The sequence below is a fragment of the Isoptericola sp. NPDC055881 genome (genome assembly GCF_053615895.1).
The window spans coordinates 1-12,693 of record NZ_JBSHCR010000092.1 but is presented as its reverse complement, the minus strand read 5'-3'; the positions used below and the strand labels follow the sequence as shown (position 1 = coordinate 12,693).

The following is a 12,693-nucleotide window of genomic DNA, read 5'->3' as shown; positions in this document are numbered from 1 at the left end:
GGCGTGCGGTGGGGGCCGGGCCTCGTCGAAGCTGCGGCAGCGGGGTGCGGCGGGCGTCAGCGCCGGTCGACGTCCACGACGTCGACCCGCACGGGGCCGTCCGTCGCGAGCGCGCCGACCACGGTGCGCAGAGCCTTCGCCGTCCGTCCGCCCCGGCCGATCACACGGCCGAGGTCGTCAGGGTGCACCCGCACCTCGAGCAGGTCGCCCCGGCGCTGCGTCCGCGCGGCCACCCGGACGTCGTCCGGGTTGTCCACGATGCCGCGCACCAGGTGCTCGAGGGCCTCGGCGAGCATCAGGCCTCGGCCTCGGCCTCGGCGGACTCCGCCGGCTCCGCGGTCTTCTTCTGGGCGGCCGTGGCCTTGACCTTCTCGGCCTCGGCGGCGACGGCCTCGATCGCGGCGGCGCTGTCGGCCTTCGCGGTCTTGGTCCGCAGGGTGCCCTCGGCACCCGGCAGGCCCTTGAACTTCTGCCAGTCACCGGTGATCTTGAGGAGCGCGGCGACCTGCTCGGTCGGCTGCGCGCCGACGCCGAGCCAGTACTGCGCGCGCTCGGACTTGATCTCGATGAACGACGGCTCCTCGGTCGGGTGGTACTTCCCGATCTCCTCGATCACGCGACCGTCGCGCTTCGAGCGCGAGTCGGCCACGACGACGCGGTAGTACGGGGCCCGGATCTTGCCGAGGCGCTTCAGACGAATCTTGACGGCCACTGTGGTGGTGTCTCCTGGTTCTGGTGGGGCGACCCTGCGCTCCGCCGGGTGGGGTCCTGGCGGCGCATGAGGTCAGGACACGACCTGCGCAGGAGAGAGGGGCCTGGGCACGCCGAGTACACGGTCATTGTGCCAGACCGGGGCGTGCGCCTCCAACCTCGTGTGACGGACGTCGCGGCGACCGCCGGTCGAGGCCGCGCGGTCAGCCCCGGACGACCTGCCCGCGCAGGACGACGGCGGTCGGGTACCGCAGCACCTCGATGTCCTCGCGCGGGTCGGCGGGGTACACCACCAGGTCCGCGCTGGAGCCCTCCACGAGCGCACCGAAACCGAGCACCTCCCGTGCCCGCCAGGTGGCCATCGCGACCACGTCGGCCGCGGGGATGCCCGCTGCCACCAGCTCGGCGCACTCGTCCACGATGCGCCCGTGCCCCAGCGTCCCGCCTGCGTCCGTGCCGACGAGCAGCGGGACGCCCGCCTCGTGGAGCGTCCGGACGTGCTCGTAGCGGCGCGCGTGCATGCAGCGCATGCGCGCGGCGTAGACGGGGAACTTGTCCTCGGCCTGCCGGGCGATCTCCTCGAACCGTCCCACCTGCAGCAGCGTCGGCGTCACGGGGATGCCGCGCGCCGCGACCTCGTCCACGGACGCGCCGACCACCCCGGTGCCGTGCTCGATGCCGTCGACGCCGGCGGCGAGGAGGTCGCCGACCACCTCCTCGGAGAACGCGTGCACCGTGACGCGCGCGGCCTCCGCGTGGGCGGCGGCGACGGCCTCGACGAGGACGTCGCGCGGCCACAGCGGCCGCAGGTCACCGTCGCGTCCGAGGTCCCGGTCGATCCAGTCGCCGACGAGCTTGACCCACCCGTCCGCGCCGCGCGCCTCCGCACGGACGACGGCGGGCAGGTCCGCGACGTCGTCGAGCTCCAGCCCGAAACCCCGCAGGTAGCGCTTCGGGCGCGCGAGGTGGCGGCCGGCGCGCACCAGGCGCGGCAGGTCGGGGCGGTCCTGCACCCAGGACGTGTCCACCGGCGACCCGGCGTCGCGGACCAGGAGGACGCCCGCGTCCCGGTCGACGAGCGCCTGCGCGACCGTGGTCTCGGCGTCGACGGCGCCCCCGGGGCCCAGCCCCAGGTGGCAGTGCACGTCGACCAGCCCGGGCAGCACCCAGCCCTCGAGCTCACGCGTGGCGCTCCCCTGCGGGGAGGGACGGGTCAGGCTGACGCGCCCGTCACGCACCCACATCTCGCCGACGTCGCGGTCCTGCCCGAGCAGGACGTGGCCGGTGACGTGCAGCGGGACGTGCGGGGCGGACATGGTCGAAGGCTACCGAGTCGGGGGGTCGCCGACGTGCGCCGTGCCGTGAGCCTCAGCGGCCGCCGAGCAGCTTGTCGAAGCCGTCCGGGAGCTGGAGCTTCGACAGGTCCTGCTCCGCGGGCTCGGCGCCGCCCACCCCGAACGCGGACCCGGGGGCCGCGGGCTTGTCCGCCGGACCGCCGAGGGCGCGCTGCATGGCCTCGCGCTCCTGCTGCGCCCGCTTCGCGGGGTTGCCCGACTTGCCCTTGACCTTGCGCTGCGGCGCCTGCTTGCCGCGGGCCTTCTTGCCGCCGCCCGGCATGCCCGGCATCCCCGGCATCCCACCGGGCATGCCCGGCATCCCACCGCCCTTGCTCATCTGGCGCATCATCTTCTGCGCCTGCGTGAAGCGCTCGAGCAGCTGGTTGACGGCCGTGGTGGTCTGCCCGGAACCGCGGGCGATGCGGGCGCGGCGGGAGCCGTTGATGAGCTTGGGGTTCTCGCGCTCGGCCGGCGTCATCGACTGGATGAGCGCCTGGACGCGGTCAACCTCACGCTCGTCGAAGTTCTCGAGCTGGTCGCGCATCTGCGCCATGCCCGGCAGCATGCCGAGCATCTTCTTCATCGAGCCCAGCTTCTTCATCTGCTGCATCTGCACCAGGAAGTCGGACAGGGTGAAGTCCTCGCCGGCGCTGACCTTGGCGGCCATCTTCTCGGCCTGCTCGGCGTCGAACGCCTTCTCGGCCTGCTCGATGAGGGTGAGGACGTCACCCATGTCGAGGATGCGCGACGCCATGCGGTCGGGGTGGAAGACCTCGAAGTCGGTCAGCTTCTCGCCCGTGGAGGCGAACATGATCGGCCGGCCCGTGATCGTCGCCACGGACAGCGCCGCGCCACCGCGGGCGTCGCCGTCCAGCTTGGACAGCACGACGCCGGTGAAGTCGACGCCTTCCTCGAACGCCTTCGCCGTCGCGACGGCGTCCTGGCCGATCATCGCGTCGATGACGAACAGGACCTCGTCGGGCTGCACGGCGTCGCGGATGTCCGCGGCCTGGCGCATGAGGACCTGGTCGACGCCGAGGCGACCCGCGGTGTCGACGATGACGACGTCGTGCTGCTTCGCCCGCGCCTCCGCGACGCCGTCGCGGGCCACGCCCACGGGGTCGCCGATGATCGTGTCCGTCTCCGCGTCGGTCCCGCTGGTGTTCCCCGGGTGCGGGGCGAAGACGCGCACGCCCGCGCGCTCGGCCACGACGGACAGCTGCGTGACCGCGTTGGGGCGCTGCAGGTCGGCCGCGACCAGCAGCGGGGTGTGGCCCTGCTCCTTGAGAGCCAGCGCCAGCTTGCCGGCGAGCGTCGTCTTGCCGGCGCCCTGCAGACCCGCGAGCATGATGACCGTCGGCGGCGTCTTCGCGAGCTGCAGCGCGCGGGTCTGGCCGCCGAGGATCCCGACGAGCTCGTCGTTGACGATCTTCACGACCTGCTGCGCGGGGTTGAGCGCCCCGGACACCTCGGCCGACAGGGCGCGCTCGCGCACCGCGGCGGTGAACTCCCGCACCACGGGCACGGCGACGTCGGCGTCGAGGAGGGCCCGGCGGATCTCGCGCACGGTCGCGTCGATGTCCGCCTCGGAGAGCCGTCCCCGACCGCGCAGGTTCTTGAACGTCGCGGTGAGCCGGTCCGACAGGGAGTTGAACACCAGGCTGGTCCTCACAGAGATTCGGTCGTTGCAGCCACCTACCCTACCGGTCGGCTACGGGTCGACCGCGAGCGCCCGCCGTGCCCGCCCGGTGAGGTCGTCCACCAGGCTCGCGCGCCACGACGTCCAGCCTGCCGGCCCGAGGGACGAAGCGTCCGCCTCCGTCAGGGCGCGCACGGTCTCGAGCAGGTCCGCGCGGTGCTCGAGCGCGTCCAGCAGCTCCGCCACCGTGGCCGGGTCCTCGAGGTCGGCCGTCGTCGCGAGCCGCGCCAGCGTGAGGTGGTGGCGCACGACGACGCCGACGTCGTGCGCCGTCGCGTCGTCGAAGCCGCAGCGCCGCACGACGCCCGGCGCGATCTGTGCCCCCTCGACGGCGTGGTCCGTGCTGTGCGCGCCGCGCCGCTTGCCGATGTCGTGCAGGAGGGCGGCGAGCAGCAACGGCTCGGACGGTGCCGGGGCGACGCCGGCGTCGGCGGCGACCTGGCGCCGTACCCGCGCGGCCCGGGCGACCGTCTCGACGAGGTGCCGGTCCACCGTGTGCCGGTGGATCGCCGCACGCTGGGGGCGGTTGCGCACGCCGGCCCACTCGGGGATCCACGTCGTGACGACCCCCGCGAGGTCGAGCGCCTCCCAGACGGGCACCTGCGCGGGGCCCGCGCCGAGCAGGGTGAGGAGGGCGGTGCGCGCGGCGGGCGGCCACGGGACGGGCGGCGGAGGGCTCTGGGCGAGGGAGTGCACGGTGACGGGCGAGAGCACCAGCCCCGTCCGGGCCGCGGTGGCGGCTGCGCGCAGCGGGAGCAGCGGGTCCTCGGCGGGCCTGGCCCCCGCCGCGAGCACCAGCTCCCCGTCGTGCTCGACGAGCCCGTCCCCGGCGGAGCGCAGCCGCGGGGCGGACCGCCGGCCGCGCACCACGACCGGCCGGCGCGCGGCGGGGCGCTGGAGCGCCTGGCGTGCCCGCCGCACGGTGGAGTCCAGGGCGTACGAGATCTCGCGGCCCGCCTCGGCGAGCCCGGCCAGCAGCTCGTCCGGGTCGTCCTTGCCGCACCGCGCGGCGACCTCGTCGAGGTCCGCGAGCAGCAGCCGGGTCGAACGGCGTCGCGTCACGACGTGCACCGCGTCGCGCACGTCCAGCAGGTGCGTGTAGGCGCGGTCGACCCGGCCGTGCGGGCGGTCGGTGAGCCAGGTGGCGGCGAGCGCGGACAGCAGCACGGCGTCACGGATGCCGCCGCGGGACTCCTTGAGGTCCGGCTCGATGAGGTAGGCGAGCTCGCCGGCCCGCTCGGCGCGCTCCCGGGCGCTGTGCAGCAGCTCGGGCAGCCTGCGGCGGGAGGCGGAGCGCCAGTCGGTGAGGATCGCCGACGCCGCCCGGTGGACCACCACGGCGTCGCCCGCGAGGGGCCGCACGTCCAGCCAGCCGACGGCGGCGGGAAGGTCGGTGGAGGCCAGCCGGCGGGTCTGGCTCAGGGAGCGCACGGCGTGGTCGACGTCGACCCCCGAGTCCCACAGCGGGTACCACAGGGCGTCGGCCACGCGCGCGAGCTCGTCGGGCTTGTGGGTGCGCCCGTCGTGCACGAGGACGAGGTCCAGGTCCGACAGGGGGCCCGGCTCGCCGCGCCCCAGGCTGCCGACGGCGGCGAGCGCGAGGCCGGCCGGGTCGACGTCGGCGGTGGCGGCCTCGTACAGGGGCGTGAGGCGGTCGGTGACCAGCTGCTGCAGGGCGGTGCGGCGCGCGACGCCCGACCGGCCCGGGCCGGTCAGCCCGTCGGCCAGCGTGAGCAGGTCGGTGCGCAACGCCCCGACCGGGCCCCGCGCCCCCGTGGTGGGGGCGCGGGGCCCGGCCCGGGGCCCCGGGGCGGACGGCCCGGTGCGATGGGCGGGGCGGCGGGGGGGCCCGGGGGCACCCGGCCCCCCGCGTGCGCAGGCCGGTGCGCACCCCCCCCACCGGGCCCCGCGCCCCCGTGGGGGGGGCGCGGGACCCGGCCGGGTCCCCGAGGGCGTCGGGCACGGTCAGAGGGCCGCGTCGCCGTGCTCGCCGGTGCGCACGCGCACCACGTCGTCGAGCGAGGTGGTCCACACCTTGCCGTCGCCGATGCGTCCCGTCTGGGCCGCCTTCACGACGACGTCCACGACGGTCGTGGCGTCCCCGTCCGCGACGAGGACCTCGACGCGGACCTTGGGGACCAGGTCGACCGTGTACTCGGCGCCGCGGTAGACCTCGGTGTGCCCCTTCTGGCGGCCGTAGCCGCTGGCCTCGCTGACCGTCATGCCGCGGATGCCGGCGGCCTCGAGGGCGGACTTCACGTCGTCCAGGCGGTGGGGCTGGATGACTCCCGTGACGAGCTTCATGCGCGGATCTCCTTCGCGACCGAACCCTGCTGGATCGTCTCGTACGCCGTCTCGCTGTGCACCGCGAGGTCGATGCCGCCGACCTCGGCCTCCTCGGAGACCCGCCAGCCCATGACCGCCTTGAGGGCGAGCGCGATGACCGTCGTCAGGACGAGGGAGAACACGACCGCGATGACGGCGATGATCACCTGGACCGCGAGCTGGGAGAACCCGCCCCCGTAGAACAGGCCCGTGTCGGTGGCGAGGAAGCCGATGGAGACGGTGCCCCAGATGCCGGCGACGAGGTGGACGCCGACGACGTCGAGCGAGTCGTCGAAGCCGAGCTTGTACTTCAGGCCCACGGCGAGCGCGGACAGCACGCCGGCGACCGCACCGAGCAGGAGCGCACCGACGGGGCTCACCGAGCCGGCGGCCGGGGTGATCGCGACGAGACCCGCGACGACGCCGGAGGCGGCGCCGAGGGAGGTCGCGCTGCCGTCGCGGAGCTTCTCCGTGACGAGCCAGGCGAGCATCGCGGCGGCCGTGGCGGACGTCGTGTTGACCCAGGCCAGGCCCGCGGACTCGTTGGCGCCGAAGGCGGAGCCGGCGTTGAAGCCGAACCAGCCGAACCACAGCAGCGCCGCGCCCAGCATCACCATGGTGAGGTTGTGCGGTCGCATCGGCTCGGTACCGAAGCCCTTGCGCTTGCCGACCACGATCGCCAGCACCAGGGCCGCGGCGCCGGCGTTGATGTGCACCACGGTGCCGCCGGCGAAGTCGATCGGTGCGGCGATCCCGCCGAACGGACCGTCGGCGGACAGCAGGCCGCCGCCCCAGACCATGTGCGCCATCGGGAAGTAGACGACCGTCGCCCAGATCCCGGCGAAGACCATCCAGGTGCCGAACTTCACGCGGTCGGCGATGGCGCCGGAGATGAGCGCGACCGTGATGATCGCGAACGTGACCTGGAAGGCCACGTCGATGACCTGCGGGTAGTTGCCCAGCGGGCTCACCACCGCGTCACCCGCGGCGTCGAACAGCGTCCCGTCCAGGCCGAACTGGTCGAACGGGTTGCCGACGATCCCGCCGACGTCCGAGCCGTAGGACATCGACCAGCCCCACAGCACGTAGATCACGCCGACGACGCCGATGGCGCCGAACGACATCATCATCATGTTCAGCACCGACTTGCCGCGCACCATGCCGCCGTAGAACAGCGCCAGGGCGGGCGTCATGAGGAGCACGAGCGATGCCGACGTCAGCATCCACGCAGCGGCCCCGGTGTCCCATTCCATGGTGTTCTCCCCTCGCCAGCCCGGCGGCTGGTCGGGGACAACGCTCTCGGCGCGCGGTTTCGCCCGTGCTCAGGTTGCGTTACGGGGCGGTGACAAGCTCGCCGCACAGGTAAAGGTTGTGTTGCGGCGCCCGAGACGTCAGCCGAGCAGGCCGTCGACGAACTGCTCGGGGTCGAACGGCGCCAGGTCGTCCGGCCCCTCCCCCAGGCCGACGAGCTTGACCGGCACGCCGAGCTCGCGCTGCACGGCGACGACGATGCCGCCCCGGGCGGTGCCGTCGAGCTTGGTCAGCACGATGCCCGTGACGCCGGCGACCTCGCCGAACACCCGCGCCTGGTTGAGGCCGTTCTGGCCGGTCGTGGCGTCCAGCACGAGCAGGACCTCGGCGAGCGGCGCCTCCCGGGTGATGACGCGCGTGATCTTGCCCAGCTCGTCCATGAGGCCGGCCTTGTTCTGCAGGCGGCCGGCCGTGTCGACCAGCACGACGTCCGTCGCGTCGGTCTTGCCGCGCCGGACGGCGTCGAACGCGACCGCCGCGGGGTCGGCGCCGTCGCGGTCGGCGCGGACCGTCTCGACGCCCACCCGGGCGCCCCAGGTCTGCAGCTGGTCGGCGGCCGCGGCGCGGAACGTGTCGGCGGCGCCCAGCACCACGGTGCGGTCCTCGGCGACCAGCACGCGCGCGAGCTTGCCGACGGTCGTGGTCTTGCCCGTGCCGTTGACCCCCACGACCAGCACCACGGCGGGCAGGCGCGTGCCGTCGTCGCCGACGGGTCCGGTCGTGGCGACCTCCCGGTCGAGCGTCGGGTCGACGATCTTGAGCAGCTCCTCGCGCAGCAGCTCGCGCACCGCCCTCGGGTCGCGGACGCCGAGCACGCGCACCCGGGTGCGCAGCGCGTCGAGCAGCTCGTCGGCCGGCCCGGCGCCGATGTCCGCGAGCAGCAGCGTCTCCTCGAGCTCGTCCCAGTCGTCCTCGGTGAGGTGGTCGCGGGACAGCACGCTCAGCAGGCGCGCACCGAACGGGGAGCCCGACCGGGCGAGCCGGTCGCGGAGCCGGACCAGCCGGCCGGCCACCGGCTCCGGGGTCTCGAGCGCGGGCGCCGTCGGCCCGAGGACGTCCGGCTCGGCGACCTGCCCCGGGGCCTCGGCCTCCCCCACGCCGCCGTGCGGGGCGGGCGGCGCGAGGGTCGTCGTGTCCCCGCCGTCACGATCGAGCGGCCGCCGGCGCGAGCGCGGGACCAGGAGCGCGGCGCCGCCGCCCACCACGACGACGACACCGAGGAGGATCCAGAGCCAGAGCAGATCAGTCACGCGCACAGTCTCCCAGAACCGACCGCGGACCGCGGGCGCCTCACTCCGGCTTGCGGACGGTCCCCACGTGCCACGTGCTGCGGGCCTGCATGCGGGCGCGGTGCAGGGCCTCGGTGAGCTCCTCGGGGTCGACGTACCCCGGGGCGTCCTCGACCGTCGCGGCGAAGAACTCGTCCATCCCGGTCTCGACCGGGGCAGGAGCTGCCGCACGCCTGCGGCTCAGCCCGGAACGGAAGTCGCGCAGGAAGCGACGCAGGCCCGGGGCCTCCACGTCCTGTCCCTCACGACGCTCCATGACGTTCGCCACGAGAAAGACGACCGCGGCGAGCACGAGGGACCCGAGGACCCAGAAGACGAACGTGAGCATGGCGCTATTCTCCTGCCGCGTCGGCGGTCTCGCGCATCCGCTGGGAGATGACGGTCGTCACACCGTCGCCGCGCATGGTGACGCCGTACAGCGCGTCCGCGACCTCCATCGTGCGCTTCTGGTGGGTGATGACGATGAGCTGGGAGTCCTCCTGCAGCTCGCGGAAGATCTCGAGCAGCCGGCCCAGGTTGACGTCGTCCAGCGCGGCCTCGACCTCGTCCATGACGTAGAAAGGGCTGGGGCGGGCCTTGAAGATCGACACGAGGAACGCGACCGCGGTGAGGGACCGCTCGCCGCCGGACAGCAGCGACAGGCGCTTGACCTTCTTGCCCGCCGGCCGCGCCTCGACCTCGATGCCCGTCGTGAGGAGGTCCGCAGGGTCGGTGAGGACGAGCCGCCCCTCGCCCCCGGGGAACAGCCGGCCGAACACGCGCACGAACTGCTCCGCGGTGTCGCGGAACGCCTCGGCGAAGACCTGCTGCACCCGCTCGTCGATCTCGTCGACGATGTGCAGGAGGTCCTGCCGCGACTTCTTCAGGTCCGCGAGCTGCTCCGTGAGGAACTGGTGGCGCTCCTCGAGCGCGGCGAACTCCTCCAGCGCGAGCGGGTTCACCGCCCCGATGCGGGCGAGCGCCCGCTCGGCCGTCGCCAGCCGCTTCTCCTGCTCGGCCCGCACGTAGGGCACGGGCTGCGGGTCCGGCTCGTCGTCGGCCGCGTCCGCAGGGCGCGGCACGGGGACGTCACGGTGGGGGCCGAACTCCTCGACGAGGACGTCCGGGTCGCTGCCCAGCTCCTCGACCGCCCGTGCCTGCAGCTGCTCGAGCCGCGCCACCTGCTGGGCGCGCGCCACCTCGTCGCGGTGCGCGACGTCGGTGAGGTCCCGCAGCTGGCCCGCCAACCGGTCGGCGTCGGCCCGGACCACGTCGAGCTCCTGCTGGCGCGCGCCCCGCTCCTCGTCGGCCGCGGCGCGCTCGGACTGGGCGCGGTCCACGGAACGAGCGAGGACGGCGAGGGCCGCGCGCGCGTCGTCCCGCACCGAGGCGGCCGTGCGCGCCTCGGCCGCCCGCCGCACCGCCCGGCGCTCCGCCTTCTCGCGTGCGGCGCGCTCCTGCGCCGCCGCGCGTGCCAGCCCCTGCGCACGTCCGGCCACCGCCCTCGCGCGCTCCTCGCTGGTGCGCAGCTCCAGCCGCGCCTCGGTCTCCGCCCCGCGCGCCCGGGTGGCGCTCTCCTGCGCCGCGTCCCGCTCCGCCTGGGCCGCCGCGACCTGCTCCTGCGACTGGGCGGGCTCCGCCTCGGCGACCTCGAGCCGACGGACCAGCTCCGCCAGCTCCGCCTCGTCGGCCGTGCGCCGGTCGTGGGCCTGCGCGAGGGTGGCGCGGTGGCGCTCCGCCTCCGCCAGGGCGGAGCGGTGCGCCGCCCCGAGCGTCCCGAGCTGCTCCGCCACGGCAGCGAGCGCCGCGTCCGACTCGTGCAGCTGCGCGAGCGTCTCGTCGTGGGTCGCCTGCGCCGACTCCAGGCGCTCGCGCGCCCCGACCAGCTCGAACCGGCACCGCTCGCCGCGCGCCGCCGCGTCGGCGAGACCCTCCTTGGCCTCGTCGAGCGCCGAGGTGAGGTGCAGCACGCTCGGTGCCGCCGCAGAGCCGCCCCAGGCCCGGCCCGCCCCGAGCAGGTCGCCGGCGCGGGTGACGGCCACCACGCCCGGGGCCGACTGGACCAGCGCTCGTGCCTGCGCCAGGTCGTCCACCACGACGACGTCGCGCAGCAGGGTGCGCAGCGGGCCCGCCGCGGGGCCCGCCACGGTGACGACGTCGGTCGCCCGGCGTGCACCGTCCGGCAGGTCGACGTGGAGGGCGGCCGTGGCGTCCTCGACCCCGCCGCCGACGACGAGCCCGGCACGGCCCGCGTCGTCGTCCCGCAGCCGGCGCAGCGCGTCGACCGCCGCGTCGACGTCGCGGACGGCGACGGCGTCCGCGACCGGGCCGAGGGCTGCCGTCACGGCGTCCTCGTACCCCTGCTCGACGCCGAGCAGCGCGGCGACCGAGCCGAGCACCCCCGGCGCGGCGTCCGCGAGCAGCGCGCCCGCGCCGTCCTTGCGGTCCAGGCTCAGCTCGAGCGCCTCGACCCGCGCGCTCCAGGTGGCGCGGTCGCGCTCGGCCTCCGACGCGCGCGTCTCGAGGTCCTGCACCGCGGCCCGGGCCTCGGCGAGCGCCGTCGTCGCGTCCTCGTGCCGGGCGTCCAGGTCCTCCTCGCCCTCCTCGGCCCCGACCACCTGGACCTCGAGGGCGCCGAACTCGCGTGCCGCCTCCTCGGCCCGGCGCTCCGCCTCCGCGACGACCTCGCGCACCCGCTCCAGCTCGGCGTCGCCGGCCTCGACGCGGCTGCGCCGGGCGGCCACCTGTCCGGAGAGCCGGGCCAGGCCCTCGCGCCGGTCGGCCGCACCGCGGTGCAGCGTCGCGAGCTCGCGCTCCGCCGCGTCGGCCGCCTTCTCGGCGTCGGTGCGCGCCGCGACGACGCGTTCGACGGCGGCGCGGGCGAGCTCGACCTCGCGGGCCAGCTCGGCCTCCGTGGCACTGGCGCGCTCCGCCTGTGCCTCGAGGTCGGCGGGGTCCTGGCCGCGGTGCTCCGGCTCGGCGGCACCGAGCAGCCGCACCCGCTCGTCGGCCAGCGTCGCCAGGCCACCCAGCCGTTCGCGCAGCGCGGTCAGCGCGTGGAAGGCGTCGGCGGCACGGCTGACCTCCGCGACGGCACCCGAGGCCGCCACCTCCAGTCGTGCCAGGTGCGCGCGGGCCTGCTCCAGCCCCTGCTCGGTCTCCCGCTGCCGCTCGCGCAGCGCCGCCTCGTCGGCCCGCTCCTGCGCCATCTGCGCCGTGAGCTGGGCAAGGTCGTCCGCGAGGAGGCGCGACCGCGCGTCGCGCAGGTCGGCCTGCACCGTGCGGGCCCGGCGGGCCGCCTCCGCCTGTCGTCCCAGCGGCCCGAGCTGGCGCCGCAGCTCCGCGGTGAGGTCGGTGAGGCGGGCGAGGTTGCCCTGCATCGCGTCGAGCTTGCGCAGCGCCTTCTCCTTGCGCTTGCGGTGCTTGAGGACTCCCGCCGCCTCCTCGACGAAGCCGCGGCGGTCGTCCGGCGTGGCGCGCAGGACGGCGTCGAGCTGGCCCTGCCCCACCACGACGTGCATCTCACGACCGATGCCGGAGTCGCTCAGCAGCTCCTGGATGTCGAGCAGCCGGCACGAGCTGCCGTTGATCGCGTACTCCGACCCGCCGCTGCGGAACAGGGTCCGCGAGATCGTCACCTCGGTGTAGTCGATCGGGAGCGCGCCGTCGGTGTTGTCGATCGTGAGGGACACCTCGGCGCGGCCCAGCGGCGGCCGGCCGGCGGTGCCGGCGAAGATGACGTCCTCCATCTTGCCGCCGCGCAGCGACTTGGCACCCTGCTCCCCCATCACCCAGGAGAGCGCGTCGACCACGTTGGACTTGCCCGAACCGTTGGGCCCGACCACGCAGGTGATGCCCGGCTCGAGGCTCAGCGTCGTCGCCGAGGCGAACGACTTGAAGCCTCGGAGCGTGAGCGTCTTGAGGTGCACCCGGCGAGCCTAACCGCCGAGCACCGCGGATCCGCGGAACTCCGCCGGTCCCGCCCGCACCGGCGTCCCGCCGAGACGCATCGAGCGTGCTGACTTGGTCCTCAAACCGGCGG

10 protein-coding genes are annotated in these 12,693 nt (G+C 75.0%); all 10 read right to left on the bottom strand.

Translation table 11 applies throughout. The features are described 5' to 3' along the window. Window positions 1-56: 56 nt before the first annotated feature. Window positions 57-296, bottom strand: coding sequence for an RNA-binding protein (locus ACWGKI_RS19090; RefSeq protein WP_380245361.1), 240 nt, complete (start codon window positions 294-296; stop codon window positions 57-59). Beyond that, the gene (gene rpsP / locus ACWGKI_RS19085) at window positions 296-712 is read right to left on the bottom strand and encodes a 30S ribosomal protein S16 (protein ID WP_452189130.1); all 417 of its coding nucleotides are present in this window, start codon (window positions 710-712) and stop codon (window positions 296-298) included. Before rpsP ends, ACWGKI_RS19090 begins: the two co-directional genes overlap by 1 nt. Window positions 713-914: 202 nt before the next feature. Next, complete coding sequence (locus ACWGKI_RS19080) at window positions 915-2,027, bottom strand: amidohydrolase family protein (RefSeq protein WP_452189128.1); 1,113 nt, start codon at window positions 2,025-2,027, stop codon at window positions 915-917. A 52-nt stretch (window positions 2,028-2,079) separates the two neighbouring features. Beyond that, a complete protein-coding gene (ffh, locus tag ACWGKI_RS19075; RefSeq protein ID WP_380245362.1) occupies window positions 2,080-3,705 on the bottom strand; it encodes a signal recognition particle protein in 1,626 nt (541 codons plus the stop codon). A 54-nt stretch (window positions 3,706-3,759) separates the two neighbouring features. Further along, window positions 3,760-5,496: a [protein-PII] uridylyltransferase family protein gene (locus ACWGKI_RS19070; protein WP_452189126.1), complete on the bottom strand. Its 1,737-nt coding sequence runs from the start codon at window positions 5,494-5,496 to the stop codon at window positions 3,760-3,762. Between the two features lie 216 nt (window positions 5,497-5,712). Beyond that, a complete protein-coding gene (locus ACWGKI_RS19065; RefSeq protein ID WP_380245223.1) occupies window positions 5,713-6,051 on the bottom strand; it encodes a P-II family nitrogen regulator in 339 nt (112 codons plus the stop codon). Beyond that, window positions 6,048-7,325 carry an ammonium transporter gene (locus tag ACWGKI_RS19060; protein WP_380245224.1) on the bottom strand — a complete coding sequence of 426 codons (1,278 nt, stop codon included), beginning with the start codon at window positions 7,323-7,325 and terminating at the stop codon, window positions 6,048-6,050. The genes ACWGKI_RS19065 and ACWGKI_RS19060 overlap by 4 nt, the downstream gene beginning before the upstream one ends. Window positions 7,326-7,463: 138 nt before the next feature. After that, on the bottom strand, window positions 7,464-8,633 hold the full coding sequence (ftsY, locus tag ACWGKI_RS19055; RefSeq protein WP_380245225.1) for a signal recognition particle-docking protein FtsY: 1,170 nt from the start codon (window positions 8,631-8,633) through the stop codon (window positions 7,464-7,466). 40 nt (window positions 8,634-8,673) lie between these two features. Beyond that, window positions 8,674-9,000 carry a hypothetical protein gene (locus ACWGKI_RS19050; RefSeq protein WP_380245226.1) on the bottom strand — a complete coding sequence of 109 codons (327 nt, stop codon included), beginning with the start codon at window positions 8,998-9,000 and terminating at the stop codon, window positions 8,674-8,676. A gap of 4 nt (window positions 9,001-9,004) precedes the next feature. After that, on the bottom strand, window positions 9,005-12,580 hold the full coding sequence (gene smc, locus ACWGKI_RS19045) for a chromosome segregation protein SMC (RefSeq protein WP_452189123.1): 3,576 nt from the start codon (window positions 12,578-12,580) through the stop codon (window positions 9,005-9,007). Window positions 12,581-12,693: the final 113 nt, after the last annotated feature.